General features: G+C 67.5%; 13 protein-coding genes and 1 pseudogene. 5 read left to right on the top strand and 9 right to left on the bottom strand.

What is annotated here, in order from left to right; genetic code table 11:
• Positions 1-46: 46 nt before the first annotated feature.
• The 5 genes and pseudogenes from ACIQOU_RS04640 to ACIQOU_RS04620 all read right to left on the bottom strand — a co-directional run bounded on the left by ACIQOU_RS04640 (position 47) and on the right by ACIQOU_RS04620 (position 9216).
• The gene (locus ACIQOU_RS04640; RefSeq protein WP_401533844.1) at positions 47-2926 is read right to left on the bottom strand and encodes a pPIWI_RE module domain-containing protein; all 2880 of its coding nucleotides are present in this window, start codon (positions 2924-2926) and stop codon (positions 47-49) included.
• An 11-nt stretch (positions 2927-2937) separates the two neighbouring features.
• The gene (locus ACIQOU_RS04635) at positions 2938-6426 is read right to left on the bottom strand and encodes a hypothetical protein (protein ID WP_401534639.1); all 3489 of its coding nucleotides are present in this window, start codon (positions 6424-6426) and stop codon (positions 2938-2940) included.
• A 22-nt stretch (positions 6427-6448) separates the two neighbouring features.
• Positions 6449-7114, bottom strand: coding sequence for a hypothetical protein (locus tag ACIQOU_RS04630; RefSeq protein ID WP_401534720.1), 666 nt, complete (start codon positions 7112-7114; stop codon positions 6449-6451).
• Positions 7115-7162: 48 nt separating this feature from the next.
• Positions 7163-7645, bottom strand: a pseudogene (locus ACIQOU_RS04625) (hypothetical protein); the annotation flags it as partial.
• Positions 7642-9216, bottom strand: coding sequence for a PD-(D/E)XK nuclease family protein (locus tag ACIQOU_RS04620; protein WP_401533843.1), 1575 nt, complete (start codon positions 9214-9216; stop codon positions 7642-7644). The pseudogene ACIQOU_RS04625 and the gene ACIQOU_RS04620, both read right to left, overlap by 4 nt.
• A 90-nt stretch (positions 9217-9306) precedes the next feature.
• On the opposite strand from ACIQOU_RS04620, the gene ACIQOU_RS04615 reads away from it, so the two are divergent.
• Positions 9307-10209, top strand: coding sequence for a serine/threonine protein kinase (locus ACIQOU_RS04615; RefSeq protein WP_401533842.1), 903 nt, complete (start codon positions 9307-9309; stop codon positions 10207-10209).
• A 24-nt stretch (positions 10210-10233) separates the two neighbouring features.
• Here the strand turns inward: ACIQOU_RS04615 and ACIQOU_RS04610 are convergent, their stop codons facing one another.
• Positions 10234-12981, bottom strand: coding sequence for an AfsR/SARP family transcriptional regulator (locus ACIQOU_RS04610; protein WP_401533841.1), 2748 nt, complete (start codon positions 12979-12981; stop codon positions 10234-10236).
• A 686-nt stretch (positions 12982-13667) separates the two neighbouring features.
• Between ACIQOU_RS04610 and ACIQOU_RS04605 the strand changes: the two genes are divergently transcribed.
• Together ACIQOU_RS04605 and ACIQOU_RS04600 are read left to right on the top strand one after the other, a co-directional pair.
• On the top strand, positions 13668-14444 hold the full coding sequence (locus tag ACIQOU_RS04605; protein WP_401533839.1) for a hypothetical protein: 777 nt from the start codon (positions 13668-13670) through the stop codon (positions 14442-14444).
• Between the two features lie 35 nt (positions 14445-14479).
• Positions 14480-14716: a helix-turn-helix domain-containing protein gene (locus ACIQOU_RS04600; protein WP_401533837.1), complete on the top strand. Its 237-nt coding sequence runs from the start codon at positions 14480-14482 to the stop codon at positions 14714-14716.
• Positions 14717-15292: 576 nt separating this feature from the next.
• Here ACIQOU_RS04600 and ACIQOU_RS04595 read toward each other — a convergent pair.
• The 3 genes from ACIQOU_RS04595 to ACIQOU_RS04585 all read right to left on the bottom strand — a co-directional run bounded on the left by ACIQOU_RS04595 (position 15293) and on the right by ACIQOU_RS04585 (position 17444).
• Positions 15293-15715 (bottom strand): DUF6299 family protein, encoded by a 423-nt coding sequence (locus ACIQOU_RS04595; protein WP_401534637.1) that lies wholly within the window; start codon positions 15713-15715, stop codon positions 15293-15295.
• A 185-nt stretch (positions 15716-15900) separates the two neighbouring features.
• Positions 15901-16299: a RidA family protein gene (locus ACIQOU_RS04590; RefSeq protein WP_401533835.1), complete on the bottom strand. Its 399-nt coding sequence runs from the start codon at positions 16297-16299 to the stop codon at positions 15901-15903.
• On the bottom strand, positions 16296-17444 hold the full coding sequence (locus ACIQOU_RS04585; protein WP_401533833.1) for an acyl-CoA dehydrogenase family protein: 1149 nt from the start codon (positions 17442-17444) through the stop codon (positions 16296-16298). Before ACIQOU_RS04585 ends, ACIQOU_RS04590 begins: the two co-directional genes overlap by 4 nt.
• A 231-nt stretch (positions 17445-17675) precedes the next feature.
• Here ACIQOU_RS04585 and ACIQOU_RS04580 point away from each other — a divergent pair, with 231 nt between their 5' ends.
• Positions 17676-19268 carry an AMP-binding protein gene (locus tag ACIQOU_RS04580; RefSeq protein WP_401533831.1) on the top strand — a complete coding sequence of 531 codons (1593 nt, stop codon included), beginning with the start codon at positions 17676-17678 and terminating at the stop codon, positions 19266-19268.
• Positions 19269-19283: 15 nt separating this feature from the next.
• Positions 19284-20099 (top strand): PaaX family transcriptional regulator C-terminal domain-containing protein, encoded by an 816-nt coding sequence (locus ACIQOU_RS04575; protein WP_401533830.1) that lies wholly within the window; start codon positions 19284-19286, stop codon positions 20097-20099.
• Positions 20100-20103: the final 4 nt, after the last annotated feature.

Genomic DNA, 20103 nt, shown 5'->3' with positions numbered 1-20103 from the left:
CCATCGGTGGTACCTGTGTCAGCGTCGCGTTCGGGCGAAGCCCGGTTCACGCCACGGCATCAGAATGCACGCTCGTCGCGTGGCCCGCGTCGCCCTCACCTGTCGCAGAAAAGGAGCGGGCGGCGGATTCCGTCCGGGCGCCCGCATCTGCGCATACCGGCGGCTGGCCAGGATCGGATGCCGTTCCGTGGGTCTCCTTCCCCTGCACGGTGGGAAGCACGTACTCGCCTGCGAGGCGCGCCAGGTGCAGCGGGAGCGGGCGGGCGAGTGGAGGATAGTCATCGTGATAGCGCAGTTGATGCGTCAGCGTCGCCCACTCGGCCGGCTGGTCCGGCGGGTCACCTTCGCGCCCCGAGTCCGCCAGTGCCTTTTCCGAGAGACAGCCGAGCACGGTCACCTCAAGTTGTCCCGGGTTCCAGGCGGTCTTTCCGGGAGCGGTCCGGCCCGTCGCCGTCGGCACCAGCTTCATGAGTCCCTTGGGGAGTTTCGCCGCCGTATGCGGGGTGGGAGTCGTACTGGCGAACACTCGGCTCTCCTCCTCAGACGTCCCCCACACGCCTTCGGCAAAGCCGATCTTCTCCTTTCCGTCATGGGCGTACCATTCCGCCACCTCCTCCCGCGCGTTCGCATCCCGTACGAGCACCATCCGCAGATCGTTCCCATAGCCCGTGAGGCGCTGGTCGGGCTCCATGCCGAAGCCGAGCATGTCACGGGCCAACGAACCGTTGCGCAGCCGCGGCCAGCACTGACGCAGATTCGCCGCGTCCACCAGCAACAGCGTCGGGCGGTCGCGGAGTTGAAAGAGCAAGGCCCGAATCTGCCTCTCAATCTCTAGCTGTTGACGCTGCCGCACACCCACGTAGCCGGTAGACCGACGCTCTTTCCCGGGGGTCGCGTCGTCATGCCGCCCCGCCGGGCCCACAGTTTCCGCTGCCAGCGCGGGGGTCTTGGAGAGCAACAACAACAGCTGCGGGTACGGCAGCCACTCGGAACGCTCTGCGTCCCACCCCTCGATGGCGTCGGGTCCGTCTCCGGGGCGGACCCGTACCGCGACGAGATGGCGGACAGGACAACGGGTGGGGCCCTTCCTGGTATGCCGGACCAGCCAGAGCGCCGCGTACTGAAGATCACCCGGGATTCCGGCTCCCACCCTGTGAGCGGGAGGGCTGATCGCACCGAGTTGCCTGAACGCGTCCAGCCACGTCCACCGAGCACGGTGCTCCAAGGCATTTGCGGCGTCATCGGACGGGTTCACGAACTGGCTGAGCCACCCCAGTCGCGCCCAGGCGATGCGCAACGCGTGTTTGGGATCGGAATCCGGGACGGCGGCGAAACGCTCCTTACCGGCGATTTCCGCGATGACGACACCGACGTCGCCGAGCGGCGAGCCCATCCGGTCCGCCACGATGTCGCAGCGCCCCTCGACCGCCTCCGCGAGTCGGACAGCCCTGGAACGCCTGCGGTCCCGAGAGACGGGCAGAGCCTCGGCCAAGGGTCCGGCGGGTCGGGCGTGCACGCGGATCTCGATACCGTCGTCTCGCCACTGCCAGATATCGTCGGTACTCGGGCCCACCCTCTCACCCGCAGGGAACCCGATGAGCTTGGGCAATTCCGACAAGAGTGCGGCGCGGGTCTCCGGAGACTGCCAGAAGACCTCGACTTCCAAAGGGCGGCCGTTCAGAGTGCGCGCCAGTGCCTCGCGGCGTAGCAGAGCCATCTGTGCGTCTCGAACACCGGGCTCACCCTGGGTACCCGAACGAGGCAGCAGCGACGGGGTGTTGCGTCGAGTCACCCGCTTGAGATCGGTGACCCGGCGCAGCACCGGACGCAGCCCTTCCTCCACCCATGCGTTCAGGTCTGCCCGCTCTCGTGGCATCAACCCGGGTCCTACCGCGTGCGGACCGACCGACGGGTGGTAGACAATGCCGGCGGCCACGTCGCGGCATCCGTTGATCCAGCGTTCCGGGTGAGTGAAGAGTTCCGCAGGTTCCGGGTAACCACGCACGATGTCCAGTTCGGGCAGCAATAGTGCGGGGCTGTGGCGGCGCCAGCCAAGTTCCTTTCGACCCCGGTCATAACTGAGGGTGTTCGATGTCAGCCGGTAGCCTCGATCCGGTCCCTCCGGCCACGGCAGCGGGGCATCGAGCAGAACTGTCGCCCCGCCGAGCTGATAGGGACGTACGTCCAGCCGTGTGGCCCACCGGCGCACCTGGGTGGACACATGAACGCGGAACTGAGGGGCGAACGGCACTGTGTGGACAGTGATGTTCAAGCACGCCGAGTAGTACCAGGTCTGCTTGCGGTGTTCGTACCGCTGGGGCGGCCAGGAGACAAGACGCGCTCCGTTCCCCGAGCTCTCCACGCGGAATTGGAGCGTTGTACCGCGTGTACGGAACGGCCGGGCGGCCAGCCGAAAGGCGACCCATTCCGGCAACAGGCTGTAGAGACGTCCGGCGGGTTCGGCGGTACCACCTGGCGATGTCACGGTCTCAGTCAGGTCGACCGCCTCGGTCTCCCATTCGGGGAGCCGCAGAGCGGCAGCCGGGTCCTCGGACGCCAGGGACTCCTCCAAATCGGCACCCTCGCAATCGTCGCCCTCCCGGAACAGGCCTGCCGACCAGGTACCGATCAGCGGAGCAAGGACGTCCGGCGGCACGGCTTCCCGTGCGTAGAGCCATGGCAGGCGACCGTCGGTTCCCGCGTTGCGGCCGGTAGCGACGACACCCGGTGCCATCGCCTGAAGCAGGGAGTTGAGCTGGCGTACGGGCAACCGGTCGACGCGGCCTGTGTCACCGTTGGCCTCGGCATGAATCCGGGTGAGCTCCGCATGCACATCCTCGCCGAGCCGCAGGACGCGTAATTCCTCCCGCCAGGGTCCGTGGAGCGGATCGGGTTCATAGGCCGTGACGCGAATGGTGTGGTACATGAGGGGCTCTCCTAGATGGTGGGATAGAGCTCTTGCGGATGGGCCGGAGCAGGAGTCTCGGCGAGCAACCTGGCGAGCATGCGCCGCAGCGGCTCGTACAACGCGCGGGCGATGAACTGCTCCTCGGCCTTCTTCGTGCCGTCGTCGAAGTACGGGTCCAGCACTTCGAGCACGCTGTGCAGCAGACTGGACTGTGGTGTGTCGGCGCGCGGTGGTGTCGCCGCGCGGTTCGGAGCGAAAGCGGCGTCGATGAAGACCACCCGGGCCGGCACGCCGCCGCGCACCAGCCGCCCGATCACCTGCCACATCAGAACCAGCAGGTCCCAGGTGACCCGCTCCCGTTCATCGCCGAGGCGGCTCCATGCCATCGAGCGTTCGAGCACCTGGTACCAGCGCGAGCGGGCAAGACGCCGGACTTCTTCCGCGCCCTCCTCTATGCTGGCGCACCCTCGTACCCAGGTGTCGAAATCGCCGTTTTCGATCGCGCGGACGATCCAGTCGTTGACCGCGTGGACGGCCAGGGACAGGTCATCGGGATGCGGATTGGGCCGGGCCAGGAAGTAGACGGTGCCGATCGCGGCCTCGGCGTTGTCATTGAGAATGTTGTGGCCACGTTCCACAGCGAGCAGGGGTGCCACCAGGATGTTCGCGTCAAGGTCTTTGAGGTGCTCGACGTCGCCTCGCCGTAGCGACCGGGCACGGTAGGCAGACGGTGCCTCGTCCTCCGGACCGATCTCCTCGTCGTCCGAGACAAGACACAGCACGCTGTCGCGCCAGCGGGAGTTGAGGTTGTGCAGGGTGTCGGCCACGACGCGTGCCTCGGCGTAACTGCCGACCAGGAGCAGGATCTGGTCGCGCCCCGGTGGCAGGGACAGGAGTTCCCGCTCCAGCGGACCACCGTCGAGAGCGTCGTACTCTCCCGCACCGAGGTACGTGGCGATACGACGCAACTTTGCGGGACGCTCCTCCGGATCGGTCCCGGACAGGCGCAGTTTCTCGTCACCGTCGTCGATGAACTCGAAGCGCATCTCGCTCTCGGCCGCAATGCGCTCGGTCACTTCGAACGGCGGCTCGATGATCACGCCCACCGGGACACAGACGTGGTAGCGGCTGGAGGCACCTGCCCAGCTGCTACCGGACATGAGCAGCAGCTGGGCACCGGGCCGGCCGTCCACGGAAGCCAGGTGGGGCATGGCGCGCAGCAGTTCACGGCCGACTCCACTACAGCGGAAGAAGGTCAACTCGCCGCTGCGGACGCCACCTTCGTCCTCGCCAGGGACTCGGAACTGGAATCCGAGCACATTGCCCATGGGTGCTTCGGGCACCATGGGTCCGTAGTCGAGCGGCCGACGGTACATCTCGTTGTAGCCCAGGCTGAGGGCAGCCTCCACCCTGGGCCACATAGCGTTGATCATGGCGAGGCGGGGTTCGAGGGCGCTCAGCAACAGTGTGAACTCGAAGCGTTTGGCAAGTTCTTCTCGCCACTGCTCGGGGGTCTGCGGCGGCTTACCCGGCCTGCCTTCGCGACCGCGCTTCTTCTGCCGTTCTTCTTCCTTGAGCTGCCACACGGCGAGTTCTTCTTCGTATTCCCGTCGTCGGGAGGCCATGTACGCCGCGTCGATACCGAAGGTGTCGTCCATGACATCCGACAGGTGACGCCGGGTGTTCTCCGGATTGCCCGTGTGGAGCAGTTCGTTGAGAAGTCCGGTCAGTTCGCCGAAGTCCTGATCCGTCCGTCGGAGGCGATCGCCGAAGGGATTGTCGCGGAACGCGTCGAGGAGATTGCCCAGTGCTTCCCTGGGTGCGCGGTTCGGGTGGTCCTGTCCGCTGTCCTCCGGCAGTGGGTAGCGTTCGTCGAGCAGCCCGAGTTGGAGCGTCCACGCGCTGAAGTACCCCGTCCGTACCCAGCGGCGAAGGTCGTACTCGGCGACGAGCATCGCGTACAAGCGATCCGTCGCGGTTGCCGCGGTGTTGAGGGCAGCGGAGAAGATCTCCACGTCCCGTTCGGAAAGCTGGGTGCGTCCGCTCGCCGCGAGTTCCCGAATCTTGTGCCGAGTCAGTTCATCGATCAGACCCTTGTCCTCGTCACTGGCGAGAACTACCGCAGGCGCGAAGGTCTGGTCCCACTGCATCTGGACGCGGTCGGCCTCATCGACGATCACAAGGTCGCTGCGACGGCATGCGAGTTCGAGGTAGCGGATACGCTCACCGTTCTGTGCACGGGGCGGTGACGAATCGATCAAACTGGCCGGCGTGGCCACCCAAATATGGGCACCGGCCAAGGTACGGGCTCCATGGTGTCGAGGGCAGACCGACCAGTAAGGGCAACTTCTCAGATTCTTCTGCCATGCGGGCCCCCGCCCGTCTCTCGTGCCTCGTCGTGGGTCGGACGGTGGTCGCAGCCGGGTACAAGGAGCCTCTCCGAAGGCGAGCGGCTCGGCGGACGGCGTGGCTTCCTGCCTCCTCACGTTGAGCAAGCAAGAGGTGCCGAGGTACGCAAAGGCGGGGTCGTCATGGGCGAGCAATCGGTGCTCTCCGCGCCCGGCCAGCCGACGGTGCAGCCGCTGGGCGTGCCGTTCCCGGCCGGAGGAACCGAGCACGGGGGAAGCCGCTCCTTCGGTATAGAGGTTGTAGAACTCGACCAGCTTCAGCACCTCCGCGACGTCGGAGACCACCACGGTGGTGCGCTTGCCGAGTTTCGCGAGGTGAACGGCGATGATGTCGCGCAGGGTGCTCTTGCCCGTGCCCACGATGCCGAGCAGATGCTGGATCTTGTCGACGGTAAACGTGAAGTCGTGAACCTTGCGGAAGGTGCCGTCCTCATTGGTGGACAGCTCGAAGGCCCGGAGCCGCTCCAGCCAACGCGGTGGATTTCCCTTACCGACACGAGCGTGCGCGGCGTCCATCTCCGCCGCCGTACGTTCCAGGTCCTTCCTGGTGAAGAGCAAAGGCGCACCGGCCCCGGCCGGTTCCATGTCCATATCGTGGGCTACGACGGGGACGTCCGGAACGACTGGCAGGTCGACCACCGCCATGGAGCGACTGACGGGAAAGGCGTGTGGGCCCGGGCCCGCGATCGGCAGTCGCTTGCCCGCCAGTGGCGGAGCGGTTCGCAGCAGTTGCTCGTAGGCCTGGAAGCGATCGCTCGCGACGGACAGCTCGCGGCGGACAGCCGGGGACTCGGTGTCCGACACGTCGTAGCCACGTACCCTCATGTCGAACCGCTGATAGCTTTCGAGGGCTTCGCGCCAAGCCCGACTCCTGCGCAGGGTCCACAGCGAGTACCGGGCGACACGCAGTGTCTTCGCGGCGTTCGGTGGCAGCGGCACTCCGTACGCCTCCGCGAACCCGTATCCGCTGAACAGAACCCAAGCACTGCCCGCCGGGCTACCCGGCATCAGTCTCTGCTGGAGGTACAGGCCGAGTTCTACCTGGCACATCCCTTCCAGCACGGGCTTGCGCACGGAAGGCCCCAGGAATGCCTGGAGCGCGCGGAGCACGTCGTTCAAGGGCGGTGTGAGGCTACGCATCGTCTTTCTCCTCTCCCCGGGTCGGACCCAGGTCTCGGTGGTGTGCTGTCCCGGCGTCGTCACGATCGGCGGGCGACGCTCCGAAGCGGTGCACGAGGTCCTCGGGCGAAGTCAGCGCCACTCGCTCCCGGAACAGGGCGGGCAGGGCGGCAGTGAAAGTCGCGTGGTAGTTGTCGCGCCTGGCCAGCCGCTGTGGCACCACAATGAAAGTGAAATCCGCCGACAGCATGGTGTCGGTCACATGGGCGGCGAGAAGTCCCGGCTGCAATCGGTCGTACACCTGGATGTCCAGAGTTTCGGGACCGGTATTCCGCAAGCGGTAGCCGCACAGGTGTCCCGATACAGCCTCGTAATCGATTCCGGCGTGATCAAGTTCGTCCAGGGCCGCCTCTTCGACTCTGTGCGGCAGCGCGAGGAACACACGCAACGAACGCCGTAGTACCCAGGCGTGGTCCGGGTCGCGGATCATTTCCATACGTTCACCGCGCGGGCATTCCTCTCCCTCACACCAGACGCCGGTTCCGGAGACGGGCGGGACCGGCACGGTACGACCGCGCGGCAGGGCGGGAAGCCCGCATGAAGAACAACGCAGGAAGACATCGCCGACAATCAGGGATTCGGGCAGTGGCCGGTAATGTTCCTTGACTCTGGTCCACACGGCCTTGCTCCACCCGGACCCGAATCGGTCCCGCTGATGGACCACAGGGTGGCGTGCCAGAAAATTCCGGCATCGCCGGTACCGTTCAGCCGTTCCGCACCGTGCCTCCAGGTCACCCAGGATCGTGTGGGCCTCCATCGCCACGCCCCGGGCCGACCGGTGGGAGGCGACTTCGAGACAAGTCCGAGTAGGCATCAGGCCGACGGGGTGCACCAACGTCGCATCCGGGCTGACCAGGGAGGTGGGGACCCCGAAGAGCGAGTCGCCGGCTGGTCTGTTCCGACACCACTCCCACAGCTCCGGAAGACTTCTCGGCGGAGTCTGCCCGACATCGAGGCAGTGCGTCACCACGCGGTCCAGTGCACTCTGGGCATAACCGGGGTAGGGCAATGTGAACGAGCGGAGGCCCTGGATCTCGGCCAACGCCGCCACCATGCCGGCGAGTTCGCGGAACAGTTCAGCTCCCGTACTCCCCCATCCCTCGCCGGCGTCCGGCTGAGTGTCCCGGCGCCCAGCCGTCCACGCGCTCACGCGGGTACCCCGGCGGCGAGCGAGGCCGAGCACCAGCGCGCGACTTCGCACCGGTTGCAGGAAGGGCCGGGGGTCGGCACGTAATCGTCGTCCCCATGCCACTCGGTCACCATTTCCCGCAGGACCTGCTCCGCCGCGGTCCTGTTGGCTGCGGCGAAAGGATCAATGATCTCCAGGTCCGCCCCGCTGGGGCGCAGCACCTCCAGTTCGACCCGGGCACGGGTCGACGTACCACCCAGATCACCTCGTGCGACGAGCAGGACAGCCAAGGCCAGTTGGGGGTAGCGCTCCAGCAACGGGCGGTTCGACCGCCCGTCGACGGCCGAGGTCTTGGTCTCGCGCCACACCCATGAGTCCGCGTCCCGGTAGAGCAGGTCGGGAACGGCTATCACCACCACGTCGGCGGCGGTGTCGTGGCGGACCACCCGCGGCTCGGTCCGTACATCCGTAACGTCCTTGACGCACCGCAGGGGACAGACCGCAGAGTGTCCGCGCAACAGCCGTGCGCCGAGGGCGCGTTCGTGGTCGGGCAGCTCAAATCCGTCCGGCACCCACTCTTCGGGCACCTCGACGGTGCAGGGTCGTGGAGAGCCATGGCCATGGCGGTCAGCGAGGTAAGCGTGCAACGCCCGGCCACGCTCAGCTGTCACCTCGCGTTCGACGGAGTCCGCCGTGGGCAGGTGTAGCCGACGCATGTGGTCACGCGCCGGGCAGGCTCGGTAGTTGCGCCCGTTGGTCACCGACCAGGTTCGTCGCGGTCGATCCGTCGCCTCGATTCCCAACAGTCCGGGCGCCGACCGCAGCGCCGGGCAGACACGCGCGTAAGGACACTCGGCGCACGGGGCTCCGGGACGGTACTCCTGGCCGTCCAGCAGGCTGGCCAACGCACCGGGGCCATGTTCGCGGTATCGGGCGAGTGCCCGCGCCCTGGTTCCGTCGAAGAGTTCACGTGTACGGCCGTCATGCAGCGCGAACTCAACGATCCGTACCCGCTCCGGCGGCGGCCCGGGTGCCCCCTCGGCCAACACCAGGGCAGCAGCAGCGATGAACCCTTCCGGCGGAAGATTTCGATTCAGGCGGTGAACAGGCAGACGGAGTTCACGGAATGTCCCGTCGGCAGACGCCAGACAGCGACCCCACACGGTGAGCCTGTATTCCACCGCGTTCCGCAGGTCCGGACCGGACGGCCGGTAACGGTACGTCCACGGTTCGGGGACCTCGCTCAGGGGACGTTCCGGATCTACGGGGAAAGCCGCGTCGTACATGGCCAGCCCATGGTCCGACCAGACTTGGAGTGCGTCGTGGGGAAGCGCGGTGCGAGTCCGGGCATGGTGGGGCGCGGCATCGGAGGTCCGAACGCGAGCGTCACAGGCGGCCATGAACGGGCCGAGGGCGAAGTGCTCCAACCGCTCACGGCGACGCGGCGCGAACTCTGCGGACTGGTAGCCACGTGCCTTGAGGGCATCGGCCACCGGGCACCGGAACTCTCCTACCTTGAACATGCCGGCGGATACCTTGATGACCTCGGATGTGCGGTACACCCCGTCGGGGGGCAGCCATGTCTGAGGCATTCCTTTCCTCTTTTCTTCGAGCGTAGCTATCAGTTGTCAGGGTCGACTCGGCGCCCCACCTATGGGGGCTAGACGGAAGCTGAAAAAGGCATGAAGAAGATCGAGAAATTTGGCAAAATCGAAGAACACTATGAGGTACTGGACATGTTCGGGTATGGCGGCCAGGGCGACCTTTTCACCGGCCGCGACCGAAAAAACGGGAGAAAGGTGGCACTGAAGGTCCAAAAACCCTGGGGGCTCGAACCTAAAACAGATTTCCGTTGGGCAGGAGAAACCCTCCTGAAGGAAGGTTCTCGCATGGCCGCAATGACTGAAATCGAGGCGATTCCAGAGATCATTGCGACTGGCACCTACAAGGGCCGTGGATGCTTGGTGATGGAATACATCGAAGGACGACAACTTCGGGACGTCCTGATGGCCTCACGACCAGTCAGGTACCCGGATGCAGTGGCCTCGATCATCGGTCAGTTGTGCCAGATCCTGCGGGAAGTGCACGACAAAGGAATGGTGCACTGCGATCTGAAGCCTGAGAACGTCATCGTGGAGCCGGACGGCCGCCTTCGCCTCATCGACATGGGGCACGCGGTCGAGATGGGGGTGGAGACGCAGTGTCCGCACGGCACTCTCGGCTACGCCTCACCTGAGCAGTGGGACACCAACCCCGCCGGGCTGACGGAGCAGGCGGACATCTTCGGGTTGGGCTGCATGGTGCTGGAGATGACCATCATGTGGTTGCCCTACGGCGGGCTGGAGGCACGTGTACCGAAGGACTACCCTGTGTTGCCGCCCGATCGGCTCGACGCCCTACCCGCAGAGTTCGCGCCCCTCGCGTTGCAGATGGTCCAGTGGGAGGCCAAGCATCGCCCGACGGATGTCCGGGAGGTGTTCGATCGGCTCCGCCCGCATCTGCCCCCACTCGGATCGAGCCAACCATCGAGGCGCCTGCGCCCCGACCCCAGGGAGTATTACCGCACCCACCTCCCACGGTTGTGACGCCGCGGTCATCGACAGGAACCATTACCTCAGCCCCTCCAACAGATCCCGGACTTCCTGCACGTTCGCGCCTCCTGCCTGCTCACGCAGCACAATGACCCTCTCCAGTTCGGCCACCGCCTCGCACGTGCGACCGGCGGATACCAGAACGTCCGCGAAGAGCCGTCGCGTCTTGTCTTCGTTGGGCCAGTCCTCCTGTTCCCGATAAATGTCGCAAGCCTGCTCGTACAAGCGGATGGCCTTGTCCCGCTCCGAGCGGGCCAGACACACTTTGGCCAAGGTGAACAGCACGTCAGCCCGGCCGCTACGTTCCTCCGTCCGCTCAATCACTCGGAGAGCGTCCGTGCACCAGCGGAGTGCCTCTCCGAACTCTCCACGATCGTGGTGGAGCGCCCCGATGGTGTTCAGGGCAGCTGCCTCCCCCACCAGATCCGACACCTCCCGGAACAACTCCAGCGCCTGGCGGAGGTGTTCCTCCGCAGCCTCCCCCTCGTCCTGCTTACGCAGGGTGAGTCCGAGCGTGTGCAGCGAGCGGGCGAGGCTCAGCCGACCGGTCTCGCTGTCGTCCTGTCGGCTGAGCCGGACAGCCCGTTGCAGGTGGGCGGCGGCCGAGTCGAACTTCCCCTGTCGCCACTGTGTTCCCGCCAGCATCCGGTAGACCATGGCGCAGTCAGCGGGGGAAGCAACGGCTTCCGCGACCTCCGCTGCGTACCCGAGACCTGTCAGCGCATCGGTAAGACGGCGGCGACGCCATTGATAGGTGACCAGCGCCATCGGCAGTAGCCACGTATATCGCTCGATCCTCTGGCTGACGGCCAATTGGATACCTCGCTGAACGGTCTCGTATTCCTCGTCCAGCAGCGCTATGGCCTCCTCCGGCTCCGCGGGTTCGGTGAGCGTGACCCCGTCGGGCTCACCGATGGGCAGGGTGCGCTGGTGATCAAGAATCCGGTCGCAGGCGCGCACATTGTGCAACTGGTGTTCCAGTACCTGCCGCACGGTCGCTCGTTCCAAAATCGGCTTTTCCTCGCAAGACACAGGGTCCAGGTGGTGGCGGGCGAAGGCCCGCACCAAGTCATGCAAGCGGTAGCGGCCGGACTGAAATTCCACCAGGTTCGCCGTCACGAGCTCCCCCAGTGCCGGACCCACGCGCACGCCACCGCCCGTCGCCGACCCGAGATCCATCACGGCATCCCAAGTAGCACTGGGGCCAGGGTGAAGGGCCAGTTGCCACAGCAGTAGCCGAGCCTCCTCGCTGAGCGCGCGTACGGAGCAGTTCAGTGCCACACGTACCGACATCTCGTGCTCCGGAAGGTGGAGAGCGTCCAGTCTCGCCCGGTCCTCCTTCATCTCACGCACCAAGGCGTGGATGGTGTTCAGCGGGCGCAGGTCTTCCAGACGCCTCGCCACCACGGTGAGCGCCAGCGGCAACCGCCCGCAGAGACGGACCAGTTCGGCAAATGCATGGGCATATTTCGTCCGGTCCGCTGCGGCCACCTTCTCCTGGAGTACTTCCAGGGCATCTTCATCCCGTAATAGTTCCATCTTGCGAAACTGCACCTCGTTCTGGGAACGCAGGCCGCCTAGATCATTGCGACTGGTGATGATCACGGCGCTGGTGCCCACGCCCGGAAGCAACGGCAGCACCTGCTGAGCGTTCAACGCGTCATCGAGGACGATAAGAACCGAACGATGGGCCAGGGCTGAACGCAACGCCGCGCTCTTGCTCTGCCGCCCCGTCACCGTGGAGTAGGGCGGCAGAGCAGCCAAGAATCCGTCAAGAATTTGTTCCGGTTCGGCAGGCTTCACATCGCCGTCGGCAAATCCGTTCAGTTCACCGTAGAGCACACCGTCCGGGAATCGATCCCTCAATCGGTGTGCGAGGTGGCGACCCACCGTGGACTTCCCCACGCCCGCCATACCGCTGATGACGACCAGCGCCAAGTTACCGGCGTCCTGTTGTTCGCACACGGCGTCGACGAGATCACGGATCAGCCCCTCCTGCCCGATGGGCCGGCGCGGGTTGGGGGGTAACTGATCCGGAACAGGTGGACGGATCGTCCCGCCGGAAGAGGATTCGCCCTCACGTAACCGGTCGATGGCGCTCTGTAGGTCAACGCCCGGGTTACCGTGACGCTTTCGCCACTGGCTGATGATGCGTTCACGCTTACGGTCCGACAGTTCCTGGCCGTGAGAAAGCAGATAGAACCGGAGGATCTGAGGATCTTCCGGAGCGCGCTCGAACCATTTCTCCGTCTCCTCGCGGAGCCATTTCTCCTCCCGGCATCTCCACCCCGCATCCAGTTGGTCATGGACGGCAGCCATCCGTTCGGCTCGCATCTGCTCCCTACGTACCTGGAAACCCTTCTGGGGCAGCCCGCTCAGCGGTTCGTCGTCGGTCCATTCCGCCAAGGCCACGCTGAGCCATTCGAACTGCTCAGGAAGGGGCAACTCGGCGGCCCTCCGCACGCCCTCACGAAAACGGAGGTAGTCGACGCTCCCCTCTGGCAAGCGAAGCGTGCAGAAGCCTGATGTGCCCTGGGGCACGATCTCCTTGCCCAGCTGCTGCCGGAGGTCGGAGACAGCTCTATCCACCAAGCCCTCAGTCCTTGCCTTATCCGGCCAGAGAACTTCCGCGACCTCCTTCCTGGTACGCCGACATCCCGGTGATGTCGCCAACAGCGCGAACAGAGCAGCCGCCTTCGTCTTCCCGAAGACTCGGCCACGACCTGCCACTTCGGCTCTGACCGGGCCCAGCACATGCCCCTCCATCGCCTCTCCTTCCACGTAGCGACACCAGTGGGCCGATGCCGCTCAACGGCGCCCTTTCATCTGTGCGCAGCCGCACCCCGCTTCACACACACGTGCTCCCTCACGCCCCCAGGGCTCAGTTTTCCCTCAGTTTCCGCTTCACGGCGGTCTCGGCCCCCCGTGCACGATGGCATCAGCCGCTCGCAGAAGGGCGAGAGGCCAGTGCAATTCCCAGTCAGGAAGGATCTTCAGCTCCATGAACAACCGCCAGCGAAACCGTCGGGTGACCCGACTCCGGCAGTCCCCCGGCTTCCCACCGAGCCGTCGTCGTCGGCCGGCCGACCAGGCTGAGGAAGTAAGTCCCGCAAACCACCGGGCCGAGGTCCCGGACGCCCCGTCCCCCGAGACCGCCTGAATCCCACAGGCTTGAGGGTGCCCACCCCCGGGTGGGCACCCTCTCACCTACAGCCTCGCGCCGTATCAGCTCGCTGCGGCTTCCGTGCGGCGGCGAACTCTCGCCCCTGCCGCACCCATCACGTGTCGGTAACCGGCGATACCGGTTACTGGCCAGCGAGTTCGACACCGCGTGCGTGAGTAGAAAAGTGGGACGCACGGGGCTTCTTTCCATTTTGCCCGGATTGCGACGTGTGCGCCCCCGCTGTCTCTCCGTTCGCCCAACACCTGAGCGCTCTCAACTCCAAGACAGGATGTCCATGACGTATCCCCCTCCCACCAGTGTGTTCGCCTCAGTAAGGCAGCACTTCGACAATCCCCGAGTCAAAGACGCGGTCACGGTGACCGTCACGGCGGATACAAATGGTGCGGCGCCGGTCCGGCTGACAGCCGCCGAGGCACACGAGGCCCTGTACGGGCCGGATGCCGACCCTCACTTTTCGGCCGCAGTATGGACAGCAGTGCTCAGCGCCTCGCTCTCCCCCCGTGCCTCGCACGGAGCCGAGAAGCTCCTGGTGATCTGGCTGGCTCTACCGAGGATGGCCGGGACGGTCCACCGCATCTGCAGTCGCCTGCGCGCCGACCGATCGGACGTAGAGGCCGAAATGGCTCTGGCTCTTCTCCAAGAGCTGGCGGCTCCAGGTACCGCGAGCCGCCTCTCCATCACACCCCTGATCAAGGCGGCGCGGAAAAGGGCATGGTGTTTTGCTCGTGCCCGTCTGCGCGAGATCCCTTCCACTCGGGTGGAGACCATCACGCAGGACAATGCCGTCAACGTGACGGACGAGACAGTCGACACCTCTACGAGGCGACAGCAAGGTCTGGACGTACAAGTCGACCGCCCTGATGGTCCGGACGGTCTCCATGCCCCTCTGCGCTTTCAGGTGCGCCCGGAGCATTTGCGCGACGAGGCCTTCGTCGGCATCGACGACGAGGTAGGAGCGCGAAAGGTGGGACGCAGTATCCGGAACCATCGAATCAGGCGTCGTGTCGGCACCTTGCCGATTCGACGTGCTGCGAGGCGGCCGTGAATCACCCGCCGTACACTCAACTCAGCTTCACCGAAATGTTCGATCTGCCGGTCACGGTCGACCTCCGGACGGCGGTCCGCGCGCTCGGCGTCTGCACGGCGACCGGGTACCGGCTGATCCACAGGAACGAATTCCCCTGCCCGGTCCTCCGCGTCGGAGGCCGATACCGGATTCCGACAACTGAGTTGATGCGCATTCTCGGGATCGACGAACGACCCGTATATGCCGTGGACTTGGAAGCGGATACCGACGACCAGGGGTCCGCACTGTAACTGAAGTCCACCAGTCCGACCTCCGACCATCGTGCAGCCCTGGGGTTTCGCCTCAGGGCTGTACCCGTCGGCGGGGAACAGAACCCGGAGCAACCCTCCCTCAACACACAGGCTGAAGACGTCCGGTCACATGTCATGCGTCGGCACATCAAGATCGAAGCCGGCACGAGCAAGTCGTCCAAGACGACTGCGGCCGTGAAGATGTCATTCTCGGCGCGCAGGGACAGGTGAAGATAAAGGTGAACGCTGCGATGGCATCCATCTCGGGACCGCGGATGCTCACGGCGGAATCTAAGCAGCGGCGAAACTCATCGCGTCCGGAGGTCGATCGACGACCGACCGTCACACCGAAGTCCACGACCTTGGAGTAGCTGTCGAGGAGCGCATCAGGCAGCACGATCGCCTTCCGTCCTGCTGCATCGCCGCCCCTCGATGAGCGCCAGGGCCCTCCGCCCCGAGAGGTCGAAAAGCCAGGAACTCGCTTGCAGACCAGTCATGTTCAGGAAGCCCTACCGGAACGGTACGGAGTCACCGCCGGGGACGCGTGACCGTCGATGTCTCGCGCCCCCGCGCTGCTCAGCCCTTGCCGAGTGTCACGGCCTGGGTGTGGGCCGCGTGGAAGACGGGGAGGGGTAGCAGGCCCTTGAAACGGAGTTCCATGAGCGTCGCCTCGACCTGGGCGGTGCCCGCCTTGAGGGTGTCCTTGGACGGCTTGCCGGTGTTCTGCCACCGGTGCTCGGCGCCGTCGCAGACGGCCGTGGTGCCGCCGATGCCGTACTTGACCTCGTGGGTGCCCTGGCTGACGGACGAGCTGACGAAGACCGGGCTGGTGCCGCGCACGCAGCGGTAGGTGCCGGAGAGGGTGACGGTGCCGTCGGCGGCGAGGGTGCCGGTCGCGGCGACGGTGACGTTCTCGGTCGGGGCCGCGGTGGCGGGGCCGGTGGGCAGGGCGGCCAGCAGGAGCAGGGCGGCGGCGCCGAGTGCGGGGCGCAGGGACAGAGTGGGCATGGAACACCTCCGGAGGATGGGGTTCCACTTCGTACCGGCCGCGCGCTCCCCTGCCCGTGATCGTCACCCTGTTGGCAGCGAGTCCGCACCGGGCAGGGTGAACATATTCCGTTTGTCGTGAAATTTCCGGGGAGCGTCGGCGCGTCGCCGCCCGGTCCGCTCCGGTCTCCCTCCCGTCATGGCAGCACCGCGAACCCGTCCAGTTCGATCAGCGCCCGCTCGTCCCAGAGTCGGACCACCTCCACGACCGCCATCGCCGGATAGGTGCGGCCCGCCAACTCCCGCCAGACGCGGCCCAGTTCGGGTGCGTGGGTGCGGTACGCGGCGAGGTCCGTGGCGTAGACGGTGACCCGGGCGAGGTCGACCGGGGTGCCCCCGGTGGCGGTGAGGGCGGCCAGCAGGTTGGCCAGGGCCCGCCGGAACTGTTCGGGGAGGGTCTCGCCGACCACCCTGCCGTGCCGGTCGAGGGCGGTCTGCCCGGCGAGGAGGACGACGCGGGTGCCGGTGGCGACGACGGCGTGCGAGAAGCCGGTCGGCGGGGACAGCTCGGACGGGTTGACGCGCTCGACGCTCATCGGGCCGCCGCTCCTTGCGCACCGGGCGCGTTTCTGTACAACTCCCGGGCGATGATGTCCCGTTGGACCTCGGTCGCGCCCTCGTAGATGCGGGGGGCGCGGACCTCGCGGTAGAGGTGTTCGAGGAGGTGGCCACGGCGCAGGGCGCGGGCGCCGTGCAGTTGGACCGCGCCATCGACGACGTACTGGGCCGTCTCGGTGGCGAGGAGTTTCGCCATCGCGGCGCGGGCGGGCACGTCCGGGGCCCCCGCGTCGTACGCGCTGGCCGCCGCGTAGACCAGCAGCCGGGCCGCCTCGGTGCGCAGGGACATCTCCGCGACCTGGTGGGCGACCGTCTGGAGGTCCCTCAACTTGCCGCCGAACGCGTCCCGTCGAGCGGTGTGGGCGAGGGTGGCGTCGAGGGCGGCGCGGGCCATGCCGACGGCGAAGGCGCCGACGCTGGGGCGGAACAGGTCGAGGGTTCCCATGGCGACGCGGAACCCGCCGTCGACGCTGCCGAGGACGTCGTCGCAGGTGACGGGCACGGCGTCGAAGGTGAGGGTGCCGATCGGGTGCGGGGAGAGCATGTCGAGGGCGGCGCCGGTGAGGCCCGGGCGGTCGGCGGGGACGAGGAAGGCGGTGACGCCCCGGGCGCCGGTGCCGGGGCGGGTGCGGGCGAAGACGGTGTAGAAGTCGGCGTCGGGGGCGTTGGAGATCCAGCACTTGGTGCCGGTGAGCCGCCAGCCGGTCCCCAAGTCGCCTTGCTCCGCCCGGAGTTCGAGAGCGCCCGCGTCCGACCCGGCACCCGGCTCGCTCAGCGCGAAGGCGGCCACCGCCGTGCCGTCGGACACCCGGGGCAGCCAGTGGGCGCGCTGGGCCGGGGTGCCGTGGGCGTGCACGGGGTGGGCGCCGAGGCCCTGGAGGGCGAGGGCGGTCTCCGCCTCGGTGCAGGCGTGGGCGAGGGACTCCCGCATCAGACAGAGGTCGAGCGCGCCGGACGTGAACAGCCTTGATAACAGGCCGAGTTGGCCGAGTGCGGCGATCAGGGGACGGTTCACCCGGCCCGGCTCGCCCTGCTCGGCGAGCGGGCGCAGCCGTTCGGCGGCCAGGGTGCGCAGCGTGGCACACCAGTCGTTCTGTGCCGGTTCGAGTGAGAATGCGGGCATGTGGTCCCCTCTCCTCGCGGCCGGTACGGCCACTGCTCCGACGGTATCGCGCACCATTGACTGCCGTCACCAACGCGATACGCTCGGTGGGCGAACCCGCGCAGGACGCCCGGCCCGTACCACCGCACACTCGACCCGTACGGCAGCGCGTCCGGGCCGCTCCGGGTGCTCCGGCCACTCCGGCTGCCGTCCGCGCACCGGACGCAGGACGCGATCAGGGGGCGAACCGTCATGATCGTCTCGGCCCATGTCGACACCTTCGCGCGGGACCATCTCCCGCCGCCCGAGCAGTGGCCCGACCTCCGTTTCGACCTGCCCGAACTGCGCTACCCCGACCGGCTGAACTGCGCCGCCGAACTCCTCGCGGGCCCCGACCCCGGCCGCCCCGCGCTGCACATCCCCGGCCAACCCTCGTGGAGCTACGGCGAGTTGAGGACCCGGGTGGACCGGCTCGCGCATCTGCTCACCGGTGATCTCGGGGTGGTCCCCGGCAACCGGGTGCTGCTGCGCGGCCCCACCACCCCGTGGCTGGTGGCCTGTTGGCTGGCGGTGCTGAAGGCGGGCGGGATCGCGGTGACCGTCCTGGCGCAGCTGCGGCCGCACGAGTTGAGCACCGTCTGCGGGATCGCCCAGGTGCGGCACGCGCTGTGCGACGCCCGGTTCGTCGACGACCTCGCCAAGGCCGAGGCACCGGGCCTGCGGATCACGCCGTACGGCGGCGAAGGCCCCGACGACCTGCTCCGACTCCCGGCGCCCGCAACGCCGTTCACCGCCGTCGACACGGCGGCCGACGATGTCGCGCTGATCGCGTTCACCTCCGGCACCACCGGCCGTCCCAAGGGCTGTCTGCACTTCCACCGCGATGTGCTCGCCGTCGCGGACACCTTCTCGAAGCATGTGCTGCGGCCGGGGGCGGACGATGTGTTCGCGGGGAGTTCGCCGTTGGGGTTCACGTTCGGGCTCGGCGGTCTGGTGGTCTTTCCGCTGCGGGTCGGCGCGAGCGCGCTGCTGCTCGAACAGGCGGGCCCCCGGCAGCTGTTGCCCGCGATCGCCGCGCACCGGGTGTCGGTGCTGTTCACCGCGCCGACCGCCTACCGCACGATGCTCGCCGAGGCCGACGGGTACGACCTGTCGTCGCTGCGGCGCTGTGTCTCGGCGGGCGAGAACCTGCCGGCCGCGACCTGGCACGCCTGGCGGGAGCGGACCGGGCTGCGGATCGTCAACGGCATCGGCGCGACCGAGCTGCTGCACATCTTCGTCTCCGCCGCCGACGACCTGATCCGGCCGGGGACGACCGGAATCCCCGTCCCGGGATGGCAGGCGCGGGTGCAGGACGAGCACGGCAGCCCGGTGCCGGACGGCGTGCCCGGGCTGCTCGCGGTGCGCGGCCCGGTCGGCTGCCGTTACCTCGCCGACGAGCGGCAGCGGGAGTATGTGCGCGGCGGCTGGAACGTCACCGGCGACACCTATGTCCGCGAGGCCGACGGGTACTTCCGGTATGTGGCACGCGCCGACGACATGATCATCACCGCCGGGCACAACGTCGCGGGGCCCGAGGTCGAGGACGCGTTGCTGCGCCATCCCGACGTGCTCGACGCGGCCGTCGTGGGGCGGCCCGACGAGGCGCGCGGGCAGGTCGTGGTGGCGTACGTGGTCCTGGCCGAGGGCGCCGCGCGGGACCCGGAGGCGCTGCGCGCGTTCGTGCGGTCCGAACTGGTGCCGTACAAGTGTCCGCGTGAGATCCATCCGGTGGCGGCGCTGCCGCGCACGGCGACCGGGAAACTCCAGCGGTTCCGCCTGCGCACCCATGGTGACCAGGGCTGATGTCGACGACCTAAGATGATCAACGTGTCCGACCAGCATGCCCCACGGTCCCTCATCGTCACCCTCTACGGCGCGTACGGCCGCTTCGTGCCCGGCCCGGTACCCGTCGCCGAGCTGATCCGGCTGCTTGCCGCGGTCGGGGTGGACGCGCCCTCGGTGCGCTCCTCGGTGTCCCGCCTCAAACGCCGCGGCCTGCTCGTCCCGGCCCGCACCACGCAGGGCGCCGCCGGGTACGAACTGTCGCCCGACGCACGCCAGTTGCTCGACGACGGCGACCGGCGCATCTACGCGGACGGCGCCGCCGACGACACCGGCTGGGTGCTCGCGGTGTTCTCCGTGCCGGAGTCGGAACGGCAGAAACGGCACGTGCTGCGCTCCCGGCTGGCCGGGCTCGGTTTCGGCACGGCCGCGCCCGGGGTGTGGATCGCCCCGGCCCGGCTGTACGAGGAGAGCCACCACACCCTGCGACGGCTCCGCCTCGACCCGTACGTCGACTTCTTCCGCGGCGACCACCTCGGCTACGCGGCGACCGCCGACGCCGTCACCCGCTGGTGGGACCTGGCGGCGATCGCGAAGGAGCACGAGGGGTTCCTCGACCGGCACGGTCCGGTGCTGCGCGCCTGGGAGCGGCGCGCGGACCCCCCGCCCGCCGAGGAGGCGTACCGCGACTACCTGCTCGCCCTCGACTCCTGGCGCCGCCTGCCCTACACCGACCCCGGTCTTCCGGCCCGGCTGCTCCCCGAGGGCTGGCCGGGCGAGCGGTCGGCGGCGGTGTTCCGGGGGCTGCACGAGCGGTTGCGGGACGCGGGGGCCGGGTTCGTGGGGGTGTGAGCCG

It is taken from the genome of Streptomyces sp. NPDC091279 (assembly GCF_044757465.1).
GTDB lineage: Bacteria > Actinomycetota > Actinomycetes > Streptomycetales > Streptomycetaceae > Streptomyces.
Note: the sequence above shows the minus strand (reverse complement) of the source record. Positions and strands in the feature narration are given on the sequence as shown.